Genomic DNA, 19,275 nt, shown 5'->3' on the forward strand with positions numbered 1-19,275 from the left:
GCCTTCGAAGCCCTCGACCAGCTCGCCATGGAACACCTCCTCAACGTCCGCTGACCCACCCACCGGGGTGCCCGGAACACCACCGGACACCCCGGTTCCACCCCCTACGCGACATCGCCGGTTCCGCGCAGGGGCTTGACCAGCACCCGTGGGAGCGTTCCCATGGGTCCGGCCACCCTCTCACCGCAAGGGCACCACCGTGACAGAACCCTCCCCGGACGGACGGATCCGACGCCGCAGCCCCCGCTCCAGGCGCATCGTCGTCCCCCTCACCGTCGTCTCCGCGATCGTCGCCGGCACCGTCCTGTCGGGGTGCGGCCAGCAGCGGGACGAGGACGTCTACACCGTCATGAACTCCTCGACCGACGAGTCGTACCACCGCTGGGACGGCGACACCCTCAAGCGCTGCAGCAAGCAGCTCGGGGTCACCATCGAGCAGCAGAGCGTGCCGGCCGCGCAGCTGATGACGAAGGCGCTGCGCATGGCGTCCTCGAAGTCGCTGCCGGACGTCCTCCAGCTGGACGCCTCCGAGATGCCGACGTTCGCCGAGGCCGGCGGGCTGATCCCGCTGAAGGACCTGGGGCTGACCACGCAGGACATCCCCGAGGGAATCGTCGACTTCGGGTCCTACGACGGGACGTACTACGGGGCCGCGCGCACGGTGAACACCCTGGCGCTGTTCTACAACAAGGACACGCTCGACAAGGCCGGCCTGAAGGTCCCCACCACCTGGGCGGAGATGCGGGACACCGCGAAGAAGCTGACCCGGGGCAAGCGGTACGGCCTGGCGCTCAGCGCGGGCGGCGCGGAGGACGGGGTCTTCCAGTTCACCCCCTTCATGTGGTCCAACGGCGGCGACGAGACGAAGCTCGACAGCCCCGAGGTCGCCGAGGCCCTGGACTACTGGAAGGCGCTCCTGAAGGACGGCTCGCTCTCCAAGTCGACGGTCAACTGGACACAGGCCGACGTGAACGACCAGTTCATGGCGGGCAACGCGGCCATGATGATCAACGGCCCGTGGCAGGTCGAGACCCTGAACTCCAAGAAGGGCCTGAACTGGGGCATCGCCGAGATCCCCGTCCCGGACGCGGGCGACGACTCGGTCGGCCCGCTGGGCGGCGGTGTGCTCACCGTCCCCAACACCGGTGACAGCGAGCGCGAGAAGACGGCCGCCAAGATCATCGGCTGCATGTCGGGTGAGCAGGAGGAGATCTCCTACGCCATCAACAGCTGGATGGTGCCGGCCAACTCCAAGGCGGCGGCGGTCTGGCGGACGAAGACCCCGGAGCTGGCGGCCCTGGCCGGCCAGGTCGCCACGGCCCGCTCCCGCACCGCGAAGGTCGGGGCGCAGTGGTCGTCCGTGTCGCTCGCCCTGCAGAGCGCCTTCCAGTCCGCGCTCACCGGCGAGTCCAGCGAGGCGGCTCTGAAGCGTGCCCAGCAGCAGGTCAAGAGCGGGAACTGAGGTAACGAACCATGTCATCCACCACCGCTTCGGCCACCGCACCGCGGACCGGCCCGAAGGCCCCCGCCGCCGGCGCGGCCAGGAAGCCCGTGAGCCCGCGGAGCGCCAAGCGGCGCCGGACGCTGGCACAGTGGGGGTTCATCGCCCCCGCCGTGATCTTCATGGCGCTGTTCTTCGGCTACCCGCTCGTGCGCAACATCGTGATGAGCTTCCAGGACTACTCGCCGAAGACGTTCTTCACCGGTGAGGCGCCCTTCAACGGCCTGGACAACTGGCACAAGGTCTTCGAGGACGGGCTGTTCGGCAAGGCACTGTGGCAGACGATCCTCTTCACCGTCGGATCGCTCGTCGGCCAGTTCTGCATCGGCCTGGCGCTCGCGGTCTTCTTCACCCGGCGCTTCCCGCTGAACGGCATCCTCCGCTCGCTCATCCTGCTGCCGTGGCTGGTCCCGATGGTCGTCTCCGGCATCGTGTGGCGGCGGATCTTCGACCAGGACACCGGTGTCCTCAACTCCTTCCTGGGCACCATCGGCCTTCCCGGCGACACGCCGTGGCTGACCAGCACGAGCATGGCGCTGATCTCGGTGGTCCTGGTGAACATCTGGATCGGCATCCCGTTCAACATGGTGATCCTCTACGGCGGCCTCCAGGAGGTCCCCAGGGAGCTGAACGAGGCCGCGGCGCTCGACGGCGCCTCCGCCTGGCGCACCTTCCGCTCGGTCACCCTGCCCATGCTCAAGCCGGTGATCACCGTGGTGCTGGTGCTCGGCTTCATGTCGACGGTGAAGATCCTCGACCTGGTCCTCGCCCTCACCGACGGCGGACCGGCGGACTCCACCCAGACGCTGGGCACGCTGACGTACCAGAACTCCTTCGTCCAGATGGACTTCGGAGCCGGTGCCGTGGTCGGCAACATCCTGATCCTGATCTCCGCCGTCTTCGCGGTGTTCTACCTGCGGGCCAACCGCAACGAGGGGAAGTGACCGGCATGGCGACCACCACCCAGACCCCTGCCGCCCCGGCGACCGCCGGTGTCCGCCGGCCCAGGCGCCGCTGGGGTGCGACCGTCTTCGGCGTCCTCGTCCTCGCGGTCATGCTGTTCCCGCTCTACTGGATGATCAACACGGCGCTGCAGCCGGACGCGAGCCTCGTCGACGTGGGCCCGGTGCCGACGGGCGTGGACTTCTCCGGCTTCACCTCGGCCATCACCGAGCAGGGCGGAAACCTGCTGACCTCGCTGGCCGTGGCACTCGGCGCCGTGGCGATCTGCCTGGCGATCTCGGCACCCGCCGCTTACGGGCTCGCGCAGTTCAAGCTGCGCGGCAGCAGGACGATCGTCTTCGGCACCCTGATCACCCAGATGGTGCCGGGCATCGTCATCGCGAACGCCCTGTACAGCGCGTACGTGGATCTCGGCCTGGTCAACTCCTACTTCGGCCTGATGCTGGCGGACGCCTCGCTGGGGATCCCCTTCGCGATCGTGCTGATGCGTTCGTTCATGGTGTCGATCCCCCGCGAGGTGATCGAGGCCGCCGAGATGGACGGCGCGGGCCGTGTCCGCACCTTCGTCCGGGTCGTCCTGCCGATGAGCCGCAACTCCCTGATCACCGCCGGGCTGTTCTCGTTCCTCTACGCGTGGAGCGACTTCATGTTCGCGCTCACGCTCAACACCACCGACGACGTCAAGCCGATCACCCTCGGCATCTACCAGTACATCGGCGCGCACGTCGGCGACTGGGGTTCGGTCATGGCCGCCTCGGTGCTCTCGGCGGTCCCCGCCGCGGTCCTCCTCGTCCTGTCACAGAAGTACATCGCCGCCGGCATCACCGGTGGCTCGGTCAAGTAAGGGTTCCCATGAGTGACTTCCCGGTCTTCCCGCCCGGATTCGTCTTCGGCGCGGCCACGGCCTCGTACCAGATCGAGGGTGCCGTGGAGGAGGACGGCCGCGGCCCGTCCATCTGGGACACCTACAGCCACACGCCCGGCAGGACCGACGGCGGCGACACCGGCGACGTGGCCTGCGACCACTACCACCGCTACCCGCAGGACGTGGCGCTCCTGCGCGACCTGGGTGTGGACTCGTACCGTTTCTCCATCGCCTGGTCCCGGATCCAGCCCACGGGCAGCGGCGCCGTCAACCCGAAGGGGCTGGACTTCTACTCCCGGCTCGTCGACTCGCTCCTGGAGGCGGGCATCGAGCCGGCCGCCACGCTCTACCACTGGGACCTGCCGCAGGCCCTGGAGGACAAGGGCGGCTGGCGGGTCAGGGAGACCGCGGAGCGCTTCGGTGAGTACACGGCGATCGTCGCCGAGCACCTCGGCGACCGGGTGCCGCGCTGGATCACCCTGAACGAGCCCTGGTGCAGCGCCTTCCTCGGCTACTCGGTGGGCCGGCACGCGCCGGGCGCCCAGGAGGGCCGCGGCGCGCTGGCCGCCGCGCACCACCTGCTGGTCGGCCACGGTCACGCGATGACCGCGCTGCGGGCGGCGGGTGTGCGCGAGGCGGGCATCACGCTGAACCTGGACCGCAACGTCCCGGCCACCGAGTCGGACGCCGACCTCGCCGCCGTCGTCCGCGCGGACACCCAGCACAACCTGGTGTGGACCGAGCCGCTCCTCGCCGGCCGCTACCCGGCCACCGAGGAGGAGACCTGGGGCGAGCTGATCACGGGGCAGGACTTCCGGCGTGAGGGCGACCTGGAGCTGATCTCCCAGCCGATGGACTTCCTGGGCATCAACTACTACCGCCCGATCGTGGTGGCCTCGGCCCCGCACCGTGAGGCGGACCCGGCGCTGCGCGTGGCCACGGACAACCGCTACTCGGAGGGCCAGTACCCGGACGTCCGGCGTACGGCGATGGGCTGGCCGGTCGTCCCGGAGTCGTTCACCGATCTCCTGACCGTCCTGAAGCAGACCTACGGGGACGCCCTGCCGCCCGTGCACATCACGGAGAACGGCTCGGCCGAGTTCGACAGCGTCGAGGCGGACGGTTCCATCCACGACGCGGACCGTGTGGAGTACCTGCGCACCCATCTCGGGGCGCTGCGTGACGCCATGGACGCCGGGGTCGACGTGCGCGGCTACTACGTGTGGTCGCTGCTGGACAACTTCGAGTGGGCGCTGGGCTACGCGAAGCGGTTCGGGATCATCCGGGTCGACTACGACACCCTGGAGCGCACCCCGAAGGACAGCTACCGCTGGTACCAGCAGCTGATCGCGGCGCACCGGGCCTGATCCAGCCGCTGGACCACGAGGGGGCGTACACGTGCCGACGTGTACGCCCCCTCCGCCATGCGTGGCTTCGGGCCGGGCCCGCCGGGCGGCCGTTGCCGGGCCCGGTGATCCGCAGCCCGGTCAGTACCGGCCGACGCCTGAGCGCATCGCGTCCCGGAGGTCGGCGGCCGCGTCGGCGGGCAGCAGATGACCGGCCCGGACGGCCCGGGCGCCGGCCGCCGCGACCCCGGCCACGTATCCCGTACGCGTGGGGTACAGCCGGCCGAGTTCCTCGGCCGTGAAGGGCACATGGGTGCCGAAGAGCACACAGAAGGTCTCCCCGCCGTTGTCCCCGGTGTTCAGGGCCGTGGGCACCTCGACCTGCGAGAGCCTGATGCCTCCCCGTGCAAGGCCGTGGGCGTCCCGTGCCTTGGTGCCGTCCGGGGCGAACTCCAGGGGCGGCGCGGACGGCGGGAGCACGCCGCGTTCCACCCAGCGCCCCAGGTGCGCGTAAGCGGTCGCGATGACGTGGTGCAGCGGCACCTCGCTGTACGGCGGCCGGGTGCAGGAGAACGTGGGCGCCGTGCCGAGGTCGCGGGCCAGCAGCGGCTCGCGGTAGGCCTGGCCGAAGCGCCCGGAGTGGGCCGCCCCGGCCACCTCCCATCGGCGGTACCCGTCGTCGTCGGCCCTGCGGACCGGGGTGCGGACGTCGGTCTCCGAGAGCACGTGGAGGACCGGCTCGCCGCCCTTGCGGGTGGGTGCGGAGCCGACGACGAACCCGTAGCCGTCGAGGACCGGGGCGGTCTGCGGGAGCACCCTGTCGTAGTAGACCGTCATCCTGCCCGCCGACTGCGAGGCCCCGATGCCCAGCAGGGTGCGTGCGCGGAGCGGGCCGAGCACCCTGCCCGTCCCGGTGCGCAGCGCCCCCGCCGCCTGCGCGTAGATGTCGTAGGACAGTTCGTCGGCGGTGAAGCGCCCCTGCCCGGTCACGTCGAGCTTCCCGTAGCGGGCCGGGCTCCACTCGCGCAGCTGTTCGGCTCCCACCCGCTGGGCGGACACGCCCACCCAGGCGTATCCGGCCCGCGTGATCTGGTCGGGTGCCCACAGGGCGTCGATGTCGTAGCCCGCGCTGACGTTCTGCCACTCCGTCAGTACGGTGCCGTTGAAGCGGGCCGGGCTGCTGGGCCGCCGTACGACGATCCGGGTGGTGTACGGCACGTCCTCGGCGAGGCGTTCGCCGGTGGGGCCGTACGCGTCGGCCCGGCCCGAGAGGTGGAACTCCTCCTCGACGTATCCCGCCGCGGCCAGACCGGGCGCGGAGAGCCACGGGTAGGTGTCGGCCGGGTCCTCGGCCCCGGGGTCTCCCGGAACCGCTCCGGGAAGCGGGCCGCTCACCGCTGCCTCCGCCGTCACCCGGGGCCCCGGTGCGGTACCCGCCGCCGGGACCGCCGTAGCCGTGGCCGCCGCGCCCAGCAGTGCGGCGACCACGAGGACCACGGCGGGTCCTGAGATTCTTCGCCATCCGATCACGGGCATGCCTCCCTCTCGACGACGGGCCGTCGGCCCGCTCTCCCGCACGACGGTGCCGGTCGGCCCGGGGCCACGCACCGGCGAAACCACCGGCCGTGTCGTGGCGGACGGGGGCCCGGCCGGTCACCGGTGATTTCGCCGATGCCCGGAGCCGGCGGGTGCGCTTGCATGGCGCGACCGCCGGGCCCTGTCCCGCTCCGGGACGGGCCGGGCGTCCCCCCATTCGAGGAGAGCTCATGCAACGCCGTATCCCACGTCTTCCGCACACGCGTGCCGTCCGTGCCCTGTCGTCCCTCCTGCTGGCGGTCGGACTCGCCGCGGGCGGGATGCTGACCGGTGCCTCACCCGCCGCCGCCGACGAGATCGGACAGGCACCGACCACGTCGAACATCACCGGCAACGGGAGCTTCGCCACCGCCTCCACCGGCATCAGCGGGGCGTCCGGGGTCCGCGGCGGCCAGGTGTACTACCCCACGACCGCCGGCACCTATCCGGTGATCGCGGTCGTCCCGGGCTATCTCTCCTACTGGTCCAGCATCAGCTGGATCGGCCCGCGCCTCGCGTCGTGGGGGTTCGTCGTGGTCGGGATCGAGACCAACTCGATCTACGACCAGCCGTCCAGCCGGGGCACCCAGCTGCGTTCCGCACTGAACTGGGCGGTCAACTCGTCCCCCAGCGCCGTGCGTTCGAAGGTCGATGGCAACCGGCAGGGCGTGGCCGGCTGGTCGATGGGCGGCGGCGGCTCCCTGGAGGCGCTGAAGGCCGACACCAGCGGCAAGATCAAGGCCGCCGTGCCGATGGCGCCGTGGAACAGCGACAAGTCCTGGCCGGAGGTGAGTGAACCCGTCGCGATCGTCGGCGGGCAGTCCGACTCGGTGGCCCCGGTGTCCTCGCACTCGGTCCCGTTCTACAACAGCCTGGCCGGCCCCAAGTCGTACCTCGAACTCGCGGGCGCCGACCACTTCTTCTCCAACCGGGACAACCCGCTGCTCTCCCGCACGCTGGTGTCCTGGTTCAAGCGCTACATCAACGACGACTCCCGCTTCACCCCGTACACCTGCGGTTTCAGCGGCTCGGCCGTCTCCGGCTTCCGCAGCAACGCCTGCTGACCTCACCGGCGGTGCCGTGAGGGGCACCCGGCGACCCCGGGGTGCCCCTCACGGTGGTTCAGCGCACCTGGTGCGCGGCCGGGTTCGCGATGATGTCCTGCACCACCCGGGCCGCCGCCCCTCGGGCGGCGTCGCCGGAGACGGACGAGGCGCGCAGTCCGCTGCCCTTCTCGTGCCAGCGGCCGGAGACCACCCGCGCGCTGAGCTGGGCGTCCGCCGACGGTTCCAGCCAGGGCATCAGGTTGCGGTAGATCCCGCCGAGGACGACGGCCTCCGGGTCGAAGAGGTTCACCGCGCCGGCCAGGACCACGCCGAGCCGGTCCCCCGCCTCGCGCAGGGCGCCGAGGGCCGGCTCCTGACCGGCGGCGGCGCGCTGCTCCAGCTCGTCGATCCCGCGTACTCCCGTGTCCGGGTCGATGCCGGCCGCACGCAGGAGGGCGGACCGGCCGGCGTACTGCTCCAGGCAGCCGTGTGCCCCGCATCCGCAGAGCGGGCCCTGCGGGTCGACGACGACGTGCCCGATCTCGCCCGCGAAGCCGTGGGCTCCCCTCAGCATCTCGCCGTTGACGACGAGCGCCCCGCCCACACCGGTCTCGCCGGTGAGGTAGAGGAAGGTGCGTACGCCGCCGAGTCCGCCGAACCAGAGTTCGGCGAGGGCCGCGAGGTTGGCCTCGTTGTCGGAGCCCACGGCCAGCGCCCGTCCGGCGGGGCGCAGGGTGCTGAGCGCCTGACCGAAGATGCCCTCGGCGGCGACCCTGTTCCAGCCGAGGTTGGGGGCCTGGCGTACGACACCGCCGGAGACGAGGCCGGGCAGGGCCAGCTCGACGCCGACGACGCGCAGTTCCTGTTCCTGGGCGGATGCGATGACCCGGTTGGTCAGCCGGGCGGCGTGGACGAGGACCTCTGCGGGCGGGACGCGCCGGTGGTCGGTGTGCTCGGTGACACGGACCCGGTCCGTTCCGGTGAGGTCGACCGCGCAGACGGTGACGTAGTCGATGTTGATCTCGACGCCGAGACCGGCCGGGCCCGTCCTGGCGAGCTTCAGCACGGTGCCGGGGCGGCCCGCGGATCCGCTGGAGGTCTTGCCGGACTCGCTGAGGCAGCCCAGGGCGAGCAGCTCCTCCACGAGGGAGGACACCGCTGCCCTGGTGAGCCCGACGAGGCTCGCCACCCTGGCCCGGGTGACCTCGCCCTCGTCACGGACGGTCCGCAGGACGAGACTCAAGTTGTGGCGCCGTACGGACTCGTGGCCGGCCTTGGCCGCGGGCGGGGCGAGGTTGTTCTTCATCAGACCTTCGAGCCTAGGGCCTGTACGGGATCAGGGCGCGGGATGGAGGCGGTGCCTCATCGGTGGTGAGCGGGGCCTGGTGGTCCGCCTGTGCGGCGGAGGGGCGGCCTGGCGGAGCGCCGTCGGCCGGCGGCGGCGGCGCCGCGGGCGGGCCACCCGGCGCCGGGTCCGCGGCGTGCTCCGCCGGAGGGGCCCGGACGGCGAAGGGCCGCACCCCGGGGGTGCGGCCCTCGCTCACTTCGCGGTCGCCTTCGCGCGTGAGGCGGTGCCTCCGGTCGCGCGTGAGGCGGTGCCCCTACTTGCGGATGAGGCTGCGGAGCACGTACTGCAGGATGCCGCCGTTGCGGTAGTAGTCCGCCTCGCCGGGCGTGTCGATGCGGACGACGCCGTCGAACTCGACGCCCGTGTCGGTGGTGACCTTGACGGTGCGCGGGGTGGTGCCGTCGTTGAGCTCGGTCACGCCGGCGAAGGAGAAGGTCTCCTCACCGGTCAGGCCGAGGGACTCGGCGGTCTGCCCCTCCGGGAACTGGAGCGGGAGGACGCCCATGCCGATGAGGTTCGAGCGGTGGATGCGCTCGTAGGACTCGGCGATGACGGCCTTGACGCCCAGGAGCGCGGTGCCCTTGGCCGCCCAGTCGCGGGACGAGCCGGAGCCGTACTCCTTGCCCGCCAGGATGACGAGCGGGGTGCCGGCGGCCTGGTAGTTCTGCGAGGCGTCGTAGATGAACGACACCGGGCCGTCCTGCTGCGTGAAGTCGCGGGTGTAGCCGCCCTCGGTGCCCGGCGCGATCTGGTTGCGCAGGCGGATGTTGGCGAACGTGCCGCGGATCATGACCTCGTGGTTGCCACGGCGCGAGCCGTAGGAGTTGAAGTCACGGCGCTCGATGCCGTGCTCCGTGAGGTACTTGCCGGCCGGGGTGTCGGCCTTGATGGCACCGGCCGGGGAGATGTGGTCGGTGGTGACCGAGTCGCCGAGCTTGGCGAGCACCCGGGCGCCGGTGATGTCCTCGACCGGGGTCGTCTCCATCGTCATGCCCTCGAAGTACGGGGGCTTGCGCACGTAGGTGGACTCGGAGTCCCACTCGAAGGTGTTGCCGGTCGGGATCGGCAGCGCCTGCCACTGGGCGTCACCCGCGAAGACGTCCTGGTAGGACTTGTTGAACATGTCCTCGCCGATGGCGTTCGCCACGACGTCGTTGACCTCGGCCTCGGAGGGCCAGATGTCCTCGAGGTGGACGGGCTTGCCGTCCTGGTCGACGCCGAGGGCGTCCTTGGTGATGTCGACCTTCATCGAGCCGGCGATGGCGTACGCGACGACCAGCGGCGGGGACGCCAGGTAGTTCATCTTGACGTCGGGGTTGATCCGGCCCTCGAAGTTGCGGTTGCCGGAGAGCACCGAGGTGACGGCCAGGTCGTGGTCGTTGACGGCCTTGGAGACCTCGTCCGGCAGCGGGCCGGAGTTGCCGATGCAGGTGGTGCAGCCGTAGCCGACGAGGTTGAAGCCGACCTTGTCGAGGTAGGGGGTCAGGCCCGCCTTGTCGAAGTAGTCGGTGACGACCTTGGAGCCCGGGGCGAGGGTGGTCTTGACCCACGGCTTGCGGGTCAGGCCCTTCTCGACCGCCTTCTTGGCCACGAGCGCCGCGGCGACCATGACGTACGGGTTCGAGGTGTTGGTGCAGGACGTGATCGCGGCGACGGTGACGGCGCCGTGGTCCAGCTCGTACGTGGTGCCGTCGGGGGCGGTGACGGTGACCGGGTTCGACGGGACGCCGTTGGAGGAGGCCGGGGCGTCGGAGGCCGGGAAGGACTCCTTGCCCGCCTCCTCGTCGTCGGAGACGTAGTTGCGGACGTCCTGGGCGAACTGCGCCTTGGCGTTCGCGAGGACGATGCGGTCCTGCGGGCGCTTGGGGCCGGCGATGGAGGGGACGACCGTGGAGAGGTCGAGCTCGAGCTTCTCGGAGAAGTCGGGCTCGGCGGCCGGGTCGAGCCAGAGGCCCTGCTCCTTGGCGTACGCCTCGACGAGGGCGACCTGCTGGGCGTCGCGGCCGGTCAGGCGCAGGTAGTTCAGGGTCTCGTCGTCGATCGGGAAGATCGCGGCGGTGGAGCCGAACTCGGGCGACATGTTGCCGATGGTGGCGCGGTTCGCGAGCGAGGTGGCGGCGACGCCCTCACCGTAGAACTCGACGAACTTGCCGACGACGCCGTGCTTGCGGAGCATCTCGGTGATGGTCAGCACGAGGTCGGTGGCGGTGGTGCCGGCCGGGAGCTCGCCGGTCAGCTTGAAGCCGACGACGCGCGGGATGAGCATGGAGACCGGCTGGCCGAGCATCGCGGCCTCGGCCTCGATGCCGCCGACGCCCCAGCCCAGCACGCCGAGGCCGTTGACCATGGTGGTGTGCGAGTCGGTGCCGACGAGGGTGTCGGGGTAGGCCTGGCCGCCCCGGACCATGACCGTGCGGGCCAGGTGCTCGATGTTGACCTGGTGGACGATGCCGGTGCCCGGGGGGACGACCTTGAACTCGTCGAAGGCGGTCTGGCCCCAGCGCAGGAACTGGTAGCGCTCCTTGTTACGGCCGTACTCCAGCTCGACGTTCTGGCCGAAGGCGTCCTTGGTGCCGAACTTGTCGGCGATGACGGAGTGGTCGATGACCAGCTCGGCCGGGGCCAGCGGGTTGATCTTCGCCGGGTCGCCGCCGAGCTCCTTGACGGCCTCACGCATGGTGGCGAGGTCCACGACGCAGGGGACGCCGGTGAAGTCCTGCATGATCACGCGGGCCGGCGTGAACTGGATCTCCTGGCTGGGCTGGGCCTGGGAGTCCCATCCGCCCAGCGCACGGATGTGGTCGGCGGTGATGTTCGCGCCGTCCTCGGTGCGGAGCAGGTTCTCCAGCAGCACCTTCAGGCTGTAAGGGAGGCGCGCGGAGCCCTCGACCTTGTCCAGCTTGAAGATCTCGTACGACTCGTCGCCCACCTGCAGCGTGCTGCGGGCGTCGAAGCTGTTCGCCGACACGACAGTCTCCTTCTTCAATGTGCGCGTTCAACCGCGCCGCGCCTCATGTGCGGCCGGCGCCGCCTGCGGCCCCCACCATCCGCTAAGGTAAGGATTAGTTAGGTAACCCTTACCGAGCGGCGGCTGCGGTGCGCCTCGGCAGATATCTCGATGTCGAGATAACTCTAGTACATGACCGCCGCGCGGTCATGCCCGGGCACCCGTGTCCCGCACACCTCACCGGACGGGCGGGCGCAGGAGCCCCGGTCGGCCACGCCCCTGCGTCTACCCGCTGCGGCGGCGGCCGCACCGGCCGGGGCGTCGCCGTCACCGGATCCGCACGCCGGCCGCCCCGGGCCTCACCCGCCCGGCGCTCCACGGGCTCCGCGCACCACCGGGGCCGGCACCGGCCCGGCGCCCGCCGAGGCGGAGGTGTCCGGCCCGCGGCGGCGGTCACCGCCTCACGCCGGCGACCGCCGAGGCGTCCATGTAGTCACGGACCCGCGCGATCAGCCCGTCACGGACACGGAGAACCAGGAGACCCGGGACCGTGAAGGCCGCGCCCCCGTCGGGCAGCTCCCCCACCACGACGTGCTCGGCGACGACGACCTCGGGGTCTCCGGTCTCATGGACGGCGACCTCCCTGACCTCCCGCACCCGGACAGGGGTGGCACCCCAGGCCGCCCGGTAGCCCGCGCGCACGGCCTCGCGCCCCTCGTACCGCGGCGGAAACCCGGGGGAGGCGAACGGGAACTCGTGCACGGCGTCCACCGCGTACAGGTCGGCCAGGCCGTCCGCGGACTTGTCGAGCATCGCCCGGTAGTAACGGGCGAGCACCTCGCGCGGGGCCTGAACGGGAGTCCTCGGATGCGGCACGTGGATCACTCCATTCGCTCAACATGTGTTGACCCACACGGTAGGCACCCGCATCCGATTCGGTCAACGGTTGTAGAGTGAACCGGTGTCCACTCCTCACCACTCGCGCGCCGACCGCCGCCGGGCCACCGAGCACCGCATCCTCGAAGGCGCCCGGGGGCTTTTCGCCGAGAAGGGGTTCGACCGGACCACGATCCGGGCGGTGGCGGCGTCGGCCGGCGTCGATCCGGCGCTCGTCATGCAGTACTTCGGCTCGAAGCGCGAGCTCTTCACCCGCGCCGTGCAGCTGCTGCCCCCCGTGCCGGCGGCCGACGGCACCGACGCGCTCGTCGATCAGCTGCTGGCCGGCCTCGGCCTCAAGCTCGGGGGCCTTCCCGAGGGCACGCTGGTGATGCTGCGCTCCATGCTCACCGACCCGACGGCGGCGGATCACGTCCGCGGCGCGCTCGACCGGCAGATCGCGGGCGTGAGCGCGGCACTGCCCGGGACCGGGGACACCGAGCTGCGCGCCGCGCTGGCGGTCGTCACCTTGCTGGGCGTCACGATCGGCCACCAGCTCCTCGGCGTGGCCGCGCTCCGCGACGTACCGGCCGACCGCGTCGCCGCGTTGCTCCGCCCCGCGATCCAGGCCCTCACCGGGTCTGTGGACCAGGCGGAGGGAGGGGAGGCGTAGCCGCGAGGCCCGGCCCCCGGCCGGGCGGCCGGGGGCTCTGCCGGAGGCGGCGGTGCGGCCACCGGCTCCGGGGCGACCCGGCCACCCGCAGCACATTCCGGCGCGTCACCGTCCCCGCGCGTCAGCCTTTGAGGGCCGCCCGTCGGCGGAAGAGTTCCTCCGCCGCGCTCTGGGCACGCTCGCGCACCGATTCCGGGTCGACGCTGCGGACCCGGCCGGCCTGCACCAGGCGGTGACCGTCCACCCAGACGTCGGACACGTCGGCGGCGCCCGCGGAGAAGACCAGATGGGCCGCCGCGTTGAAGTCCGGACCGTGCAGCAGCGGGGTGGTGTGCAGGCCGCGGAGGTCGACGGTGACGACGTCCGCCTTCTTGCCCGCCTCGAGCGAGCCGGTCTCACCGTCGAGGCCGAGTGCCCGGGCACCGTCCAGGGTGGCCATGGCGAGGATGTCCCAGGGGTCGCCGGTCGTGGGGTCGAGCGTCGTCAGCTTCTGCAGCAGGGAGGCGAACTTCATCTCCTCCAGGAGGTCCAGGTTGTTGTTCTCCTTCTCGCCGTCGCTGCCGAGCCCTACGGTGATTCCGCGCTTCCGCATGTCGCCGATCCTGGCCGGGCCGGACGAGAGCTTCATGTTGGAACACGGGCAGTGCGCCACGGCCGTACCGGTGCTCGCCAGCAGGTCGAGCTCGTGGTCGTCCAGCCAGACGCAGTGCGCCACGACCGTCCTGGGCCCGAGGATCCCCCGGTGGTGGAACTCCTCGATCGGGCGCCTGCCGGTCAGGCGCACCGACTCCTCCACCTCCCACGTGGTCTCGGAGGAGTGGGTGTGGAGGCCTGTGTCGAATTCCTCGGCGAGGGCGGCCGCCGCCTTGAACGCCGCCTCCGAGCAGTAGAAGAGGTGCTCCAGACCGACCCAGGAGCGGACCCTGCCCTCGGCGTGGGTGCGGTACTCCTCCAGGAGCCGCCGGTTGGTGTCGAGCGTCTCGAAGTAGTCGTATCCGGGCAGGTCGGCGACGTAGGGGACGAGGGTGGCGCGGATGCCGACCCGTTCCGCGGCGTGCGCGGAGCCCTCCATGAAGCGCCACATGTCCATCACGGAGGTGGTCCCGGCGCGCAGCGACTCGGTGTAGCAGAGCAGTGAGGCGGCCTCGGCGATCTCGGGGGTGAGGGCCTTGTGCGCGGGGTCGACGTAGTCGCGCAGCCAGTCCCACAGCGACTTGGACTCGGCGGTGCCGCGCAACAGCCCGGAGTGCAGGTGGGTGTTGTGCAGTCCCGGGATCACGGCGTGGCCCGTGGCGTCCACGACGACCGCGTCGGCCGCCGCCGCGTCGAGGGCCGCGACCGGGCCCACGGCGGTGATCCTGCCGTTCTCGATCAGGACCGAACCCGGATCGTGGACGGTCCTGGAGCCCTCGCAGGGGAGGACGATGCCGCCCCGGATCAGGGTACGGGGGTGGCGCGCGCTCATGCGTCCGCTCCCGTCCAGAAGCCGGCGTGGACGGCGGCGGCGGTCTCGTACAGGTGGGGGCCGGACACCTCCACGGTGCGCTGTCCGGCGGCGAAGACGGTGCGGCAGGGCAGTGCCATGGTGGGGTTCTCCTCGTCGGCCCCGGTCAGGGCGAGCAGTTCGTCCTCCCCGAGGGCGTAGACGACGCGCCCGATGCCGCTCCAGTAGACGGCGCCCGAGCACATCGCACAGGGCTCGGTGCTGGTGTAGAGCGTGGCGCGGGCCAGTTCCGCTCGGGTGTACGCGGCGGACGCCAGCCGGACCAGGTTGGTCTCCGCGTGGCCGGTGGCGTCCCGTCCGGTGGTGACGGTGTTGCCGGCCTCCAGGACCGCGGCGCCGTCCAGCACCAGGAGCGAGCCGAAGGGGTGGTTGCCGTCCTTACGGGAACGGGCCGCGAGTTCGACGGCGGCGGTCAGGAACCTCTCCTCGTCGGGGGTCAGGGGGGTGGGAGCTGGGGGTGTCATCGGTTCTTCTCCTCGTTGTCGTTCTCGTACGGGCCAAGCGGATGCGGGTATCCGGGGTGCGAGCTTCGGGGGTATGAGCTTCGGGGCCTCGCCGTCTCGGGGGCGTGCGCTTCGGGCCTCGCCCTCTCGGGAGCGTGCGCTTCGGGCCTCGCCGTCTCGGGGTCGGGAGGCGTCCGGCTGACGTCAGCGAGGCGAGGACGTCAGCCGGAGTGAGTGGTTCCCGGCGCGGGAAGCCCGGCCGGCGGGACGGGCCGCCAGGCGGTCGCCGCGGCGTACACGGCGGCCGAGACGGCGAAGCCCACGAGCAGTCCGAACGGGCCGGCCGCCGGGTGGGCGGCCGCCAGCGGACCTGTGTAGAGGGACTGGTTCATGAACGGGATCTCGGCGAGCAGGGCGATCCCTACCGCGGGGAGGCCCCAGCCGAACCGGTGCCGGGAGTCGTAGAGGCGGGTCGTGTCGTACTGCCCGCGCTCCCGCCACCAGTACGCCGTGACGAGCACCGCGGCCCAGGGGGCGAGCCAGTAGCCGGTCATCAGGAGGAAGTCCTGGAGCTGTGAGGCGAAGTCCCCGTGTCCGGCGTACCAGGACAGGACGGTGCCGAGCCCGCCGACGGCGAGGACGGACACCCAGCGGGGGATGGTGAATCCGGCGGCGAGCGCCGCCATGGCACCGGAGTAGAGGTCAATCACCGTGGAGGCGAGGGTGGAGAGGAGGAGGGCGGCGAGGACGACGGTGCCGAGAGCGTGCGGAAGGAGGCCGCTGACCATCGCGCTGGGGTCGCCCATGGCCGACGCCGTGCCGATGGCGGCGCCCAGGGAGCCGATCCACACCCCGGCGAGGGCGCTGCCGCCGGCGGCCGCGAGGAACACCCGGCGAGGCGGTGTGCCGGCGGGGAGGTAGCGGCTGTAGTCGGACGCGTACGCCGACCAGCCCAGGCCGCGGGCCGCGGTGACCGCCGTGACCAGCAGGAACGCCGCGACGGACCCGCCGGACGATTCGACCGGGGCCGCGGCGTGGGCCTCACCGAAGCCGTGGACCGACACCAGGGCGAAGACGGCCACGAGGACGAGGGCCAGAGTGCGTTCGACGGCATGGATCATCCGGTAGCCGATGATCGCCACCGTCAGCTGGGCCGCCGCCATGAGCAGCAGCGCCGGCGTGAAGCCCAGTCCGGTGAGGTCCCGCAGGATGAACATGCCGAGCAGGGTGTCGACGACGCACCAGCCGACGCCGTTGACGACGGTGAACACGGCGGACGGCAGTGCGCCGAGCCGCCCGAAGGGGCCGCGGGTCTGGATGAGTTGCAGTACGCCGGTGAGCGGGCCTCGGGTGGAGAAGAGTCCCACCATCACCGCGCTGAGCGCCGTGCCCAGAGCGATCGCGAGGACCGAGGGCAGCAGGTCGAGGCCGAAGACCGAAGTCGACAGGGCACCCACGCTCAACGTCGCGAACTGCACGTTCGCCCCGAACCACAGGGTGAACAGCGAACGCGGCCGGCCGTGCCTGCAGTCCGCCGGGACGGGTTCGGCACCGGCCCGTTCGACACCGAACGGTGATCCGCCGGAGGCGGCACCGTCCGGTGCGGCGGGACGGCCGGCAGGGGGGCGGGCGGTCGGAAACGGTTCGGCGCGCACGGGATCTCCTCAGGTGGGCGGTGGGAGTGGGCGCCCGCACGCCCGGTTCGAGGGCGTACGGCACACGGGGCATGCGGCTCGGTGCGGGTGCGAATGCGGTGCGGTGCGGTGCGGTGCGGTGACGGAGCAGGGCTGTCGCGGTGTCGGCACGGATCAGGACGCGCTATGGGCTGGGGCCGCGTGGGCGGCGGGCCCGGGGAGTGCGAGGGCTCGGGGCCGTGCGGGCGGAACTCGGCCGGGACAGGGTGCGGAGGGGCGGGCGGGGACGGGACAGGGTGCGGACGGGGACGGGACAGGGTGCGGACGGGGGTCAGGCGGGGACAGATGTCGGGCGGGGGACGGGACACGCGCGGGAGGGCCGTGGGTGAAGGACCGCGGTGTCCTTCGCCTGAACCCGACCGGTGAGGTGGCCGTTCCGCCTGCCGGTCAGGTGGCCGTTCCGCCTGCCCGGTACGTGAGGCGGAGCTTCCGCCGTGTCCCGCGATGCCCTCAGTGAACCCGGGCGGGAGGGCGGACGGACCGGGACCGTCCTACAGACGAAGGGTCCGGTGAGCGGGGTGACCCCGTAGGATTCTCCAAACCCCGTGCCCGACGGTGCGCACGCCCGTAACACACCCGTGGCGCCCCTCGCGCGCGCCGCATTCCCGTCTGGCAGGAACTCTGGTGCTGCTGACCGAACTTCTCGGCATTCCCGGCCTCGGCCTCATCCCGCTCCTGCCGACGGGCAGGCGGGACCGCAGGGTGACCGGCGTGTACACCACCGACCTGCCCGACCCGGGGCGCTACCTGGACGGCGGGGAGCTGGTGCTCACCTCGACCACCTGGTACCGGGAGCCCCGGGACGCAGATGTGTTCGTCGCCGCGCTGGCCGTCGCGGGCGCCGCGGCGCTCGTGGCCGGATCGGCGGCCGTGGGGGAACTGCCGGATGCGCTCACCGCCGCCTGTGAGCGGCACGGGCTGCCGCTGCTGTCCGTCGGTGACGACGTGTCGTACGCCGCTCTGACCGAGACCGTGCTCGCGGCGCTCGCCGGTCCCGTCGGCCGCTCCCCCGGTGCCGGCCTGCACCGTGGTCTGGTGGCCAGCATGGCGTCGGGCGCCGGGGCGGAGGGCCTCGTCGAGGTGCTCGCCCGCTCGACCGGGGTGCACTGCGCGGTGCTCTCGGCAACCGGGCGGCGCACCGCGGGCGCCGTACCCGCGGTGTCGGACCATCACCTGGGCCGTTGCCTCCGGGCGGCCTTCGCCGCCGGTGCCTTCCCCTCGGTGCAGCCGATGCCCGGTGGCGGGCACCTCACGTTCCTGCCGGTGCAGTCCCCCGTCGCCCACCGCCCGCCGTCCGGCTACCTGGTGGCGTCCGGCGACCACCGGGACTGGGCTCCCGGCATAGCGGACTCCGCCGCCGAGGTGTGCGCTCTGCTCGCGCTCGACGGGGTCGCGAGGCAGGAGCGACGGCGCATCGAGGAGCGGCTGTTGCGCGAGTCGGTGGACCTCCTGCGCCAGGGAGGCACCGAGCCGGCGGTGGGACGGCTGCGCAGCCTCGGTCTGGACCCGGACGCTCCGATGGCCGTCGCCCAGGTGACCACGACCGGCAGGCCCTACGGCGGCGAACTCGCGGCCGTCGTCCTGGACGAGGTGCACGAGCAGATACCCGGCTGTTCGGCGCCGTTCACCACGCCGGACGGCCACCTGATGTTCGTACCGGCGGCGGAGGCCGGCAGCGGCGAACTCTCCCTCAGGCTCACCGAGGCGGCCGGACGGCTGGACCCGTTCCTCGCCCACGGCTGGGCGGCCATCGGCGTATCGGATCCGGCCACCGGCAGGGACGGGCTGCGCCGGGCCCTCGAGGAGGCGGCCCACGCCCAGCGCGTCGCCCGGCTCGGCAGCGGATCCGTACGGGCGGCCGGGACGGAAGCCCTCTCGTCCCACCTGATGCTGCTCGCCGCGGTCCCCGACGAGGTGCGACTGCTCTACCGGGAGCGGCTGATCGGCGTGCTGGAGCGCTACGACGCGGAGCACCGGAGCGAACTGGTCGAGACCGTCCGGGCGTTCCTCGACGCGTCCGGGTCATGGCAGCGGTGCGCGGAACAACTGCACGTCCACGTCAACACGCTGCGCTACCGCCTCCAGCGCGTCGAGCAACTGACGGGGCACAGCATCGCCACGCTGCACGACCGGGTGGACTTCGTCCTCGCGCTCGGAATCAGGTGAGCCCCTTGGACGCCGGGCGGCACTGGTCCTCTCGTAGGCCCGCCCTGGGTCCGCAGGCATGAGCGGGCCGCTTCGGGATACCCGCACTCCTGACAGAGGAGGAACAGATGCCGCTCACCTTCCGCAAGAGCTTCCAGATCCTTCCGGGCGTCCGGCTCAACATCAACCGGCGCTCGTGGTCCGTGACGACCGGTGGCCGGCACGGCCCGAAGCGGACCCACAGCTCCACCGGCCGGCGCACCACCTCGATGGACCTGCCGGGTCCCTTCGGATGGCGTAAGACGACCCGGCGCAGCCGGCGTAGCTGATCACCCGATCGGCGCAATCC

At 71.8% G+C, this 19,275-nt stretch carries 15 protein-coding genes; 8 read left to right on the plus strand and 7 right to left on the minus strand.

The genetic code is table 11. The features are described from left to right. The first annotated feature begins 199 nt into the window (after positions 1–199). From ACFXOA_RS27330 to ACFXOA_RS27345, 4 genes are read left to right on the plus strand one after another with little or no spacing between them, the layout of a single operon-like run. Positions 200–1,462: an ABC transporter substrate-binding protein gene (locus ACFXOA_RS27330; RefSeq protein WP_385033913.1), complete on the plus strand. Its 1,263-nt coding sequence runs from the start codon at positions 200–202 to the stop codon at positions 1,460–1,462. An 11-nt stretch (positions 1,463–1,473) separates the two neighbouring features. Beyond that, complete coding sequence (locus ACFXOA_RS27335) at positions 1,474–2,445, plus strand: carbohydrate ABC transporter permease (RefSeq protein ID WP_385033916.1); 972 nt, start codon at positions 1,474–1,476, stop codon at positions 2,443–2,445. Positions 2,446–2,450: 5 nt separating this feature from the next. Beyond that, a complete protein-coding gene (locus ACFXOA_RS27340; RefSeq protein ID WP_385033919.1) occupies positions 2,451–3,308 on the plus strand; it encodes a carbohydrate ABC transporter permease in 858 nt (285 codons plus the stop codon). Between the two features lie 8 nt (positions 3,309–3,316). Then, positions 3,317–4,696, plus strand: coding sequence for a GH1 family beta-glucosidase (locus ACFXOA_RS27345; RefSeq protein ID WP_385033922.1), 1,380 nt, complete (start codon positions 3,317–3,319; stop codon positions 4,694–4,696). Positions 4,697–4,816: 120 nt separating this feature from the next. On the opposite strand, the gene ACFXOA_RS27350 is transcribed toward ACFXOA_RS27345, so the two are convergent. Further along, positions 4,817–6,205: an alpha/beta hydrolase domain-containing protein gene (locus tag ACFXOA_RS27350; RefSeq protein ID WP_385033925.1), complete on the minus strand. Its 1,389-nt coding sequence runs from the start codon at positions 6,203–6,205 to the stop codon at positions 4,817–4,819. Between the two features lie 236 nt (positions 6,206–6,441). Here ACFXOA_RS27350 and ACFXOA_RS27355 point away from each other — a divergent pair, with 236 nt between their 5' ends. Next, complete coding sequence (locus ACFXOA_RS27355) at positions 6,442–7,314, plus strand: alpha/beta hydrolase family protein (RefSeq protein ID WP_385033928.1); 873 nt, start codon at positions 6,442–6,444, stop codon at positions 7,312–7,314. A 58-nt stretch (positions 7,315–7,372) separates the two neighbouring features. On the opposite strand, the gene ACFXOA_RS27360 is transcribed toward ACFXOA_RS27355, so the two are convergent. The 3 genes from ACFXOA_RS27360 to ACFXOA_RS27370 all read right to left on the minus strand — a co-directional run bounded on the left by ACFXOA_RS27360 (position 7,373) and on the right by ACFXOA_RS27370 (position 12,467). Beyond that, positions 7,373–8,602 (minus strand): ROK family protein, encoded by a 1,230-nt coding sequence (locus ACFXOA_RS27360; protein WP_385033931.1) that lies wholly within the window; start codon positions 8,600–8,602, stop codon positions 7,373–7,375. A 295-nt stretch (positions 8,603–8,897) separates the two neighbouring features. Further along, positions 8,898–11,612, minus strand: a complete 2,715-nt coding sequence (acnA, locus tag ACFXOA_RS27365) for an aconitate hydratase AcnA (RefSeq protein ID WP_385033934.1) — start codon at positions 11,610–11,612, stop codon at positions 8,898–8,900. A gap of 432 nt (positions 11,613–12,044) precedes the next feature. Further along, entirely contained in the window at positions 12,045–12,467 is a 423-nt protein-coding gene (locus tag ACFXOA_RS27370) for a nuclear transport factor 2 family protein (protein ID WP_385033937.1), read from the minus strand. A gap of 85 nt (positions 12,468–12,552) precedes the next feature. On the opposite strand from ACFXOA_RS27370, the gene ACFXOA_RS27375 reads away from it, so the two are divergent. Continuing rightward, positions 12,553–13,140: a TetR family transcriptional regulator gene (locus ACFXOA_RS27375; protein ID WP_385033941.1), complete on the plus strand. Its 588-nt coding sequence runs from the start codon at positions 12,553–12,555 to the stop codon at positions 13,138–13,140. Positions 13,141–13,261: 121 nt separating this feature from the next. On the opposite strand, the gene ACFXOA_RS27380 is transcribed toward ACFXOA_RS27375, so the two are convergent. The 3 genes from ACFXOA_RS27380 to ACFXOA_RS27390 all read right to left on the minus strand — a co-directional run bounded on the left by ACFXOA_RS27380 (position 13,262) and on the right by ACFXOA_RS27390 (position 16,742). Then, positions 13,262–14,605, minus strand: coding sequence for an amidohydrolase family protein (locus ACFXOA_RS27380; protein ID WP_385033944.1), 1,344 nt, complete (start codon positions 14,603–14,605; stop codon positions 13,262–13,264). Further along, on the minus strand, positions 14,602–15,108 hold the full coding sequence (locus tag ACFXOA_RS27385) for a nucleoside deaminase (protein ID WP_385033947.1): 507 nt from the start codon (positions 15,106–15,108) through the stop codon (positions 14,602–14,604). Before ACFXOA_RS27385 ends, ACFXOA_RS27380 begins: the two co-directional genes overlap by 4 nt. A 200-nt stretch (positions 15,109–15,308) precedes the next feature. Next, positions 15,309–16,742, minus strand: a complete 1,434-nt coding sequence (locus ACFXOA_RS27390; protein ID WP_385033950.1) for a purine-cytosine permease family protein — start codon at positions 16,740–16,742, stop codon at positions 15,309–15,311. A 663-nt stretch (positions 16,743–17,405) separates the two neighbouring features. Here ACFXOA_RS27390 and ACFXOA_RS27395 point away from each other — a divergent pair. Both ACFXOA_RS27395 and ACFXOA_RS27400 read left to right on the plus strand, forming a co-directional pair. After that, positions 17,406–18,947, plus strand: a complete 1,542-nt coding sequence (locus tag ACFXOA_RS27395) for a PucR family transcriptional regulator ligand-binding domain-containing protein (RefSeq protein ID WP_385033953.1) — start codon at positions 17,406–17,408, stop codon at positions 18,945–18,947. Between the two features lie 107 nt (positions 18,948–19,054). After that, entirely contained in the window at positions 19,055–19,255 is a 201-nt protein-coding gene (locus ACFXOA_RS27400) for a DUF4236 domain-containing protein (RefSeq protein ID WP_362665792.1), read from the plus strand. Positions 19,256–19,275: the final 20 nt, after the last annotated feature.

Origin of the sequence: Streptomyces sp. NPDC059166 (assembly GCF_042755185.1) — a bacterium.
GTDB lineage: Bacteria > Actinomycetota > Actinomycetes > Streptomycetales > Streptomycetaceae > Streptomyces.

Bases quoted from the DNA above. Each gene is read 5' to 3' on its own strand.
- ACFXOA_RS27385 (WP_385033947.1), bottom strand. From the start codon at position 15,108: ATGACACCCCCAGCTCCCACCCCCCTGACCCCCGACGAGGAGAGGTTC.
- ACFXOA_RS27360 (WP_385033931.1), bottom strand. From the start codon at position 8,602: ATGAAGAACAACCTCGCCCCGCCCGCGGCCAAGGCCGGCCACGAGTCC.
- ACFXOA_RS27345 (WP_385033922.1), top strand. From the start codon at position 3,317: ATGAGTGACTTCCCGGTCTTCCCGCCCGGATTCGTCTTCGGCGCGGCC.
- ACFXOA_RS27355 (WP_385033928.1), top strand. From the start codon at position 6,442: ATGCAACGCCGTATCCCACGTCTTCCGCACACGCGTGCCGTCCGTGCC.
- ACFXOA_RS27380 (WP_385033944.1), bottom strand. From the start codon at position 14,605: ATGAGCGCGCGCCACCCCCGTACCCTGATCCGGGGCGGCATCGTCCTC.
- ACFXOA_RS27340 (WP_385033919.1), top strand. From the start codon at position 2,451: ATGGCGACCACCACCCAGACCCCTGCCGCCCCGGCGACCGCCGGTGTC.
- ACFXOA_RS27335 (WP_385033916.1), top strand. From the start codon at position 1,474: ATGTCATCCACCACCGCTTCGGCCACCGCACCGCGGACCGGCCCGAAG.
- ACFXOA_RS27400 (WP_362665792.1), top strand. From the start codon at position 19,055: ATGCCGCTCACCTTCCGCAAGAGCTTCCAGATCCTTCCGGGCGTCCGG.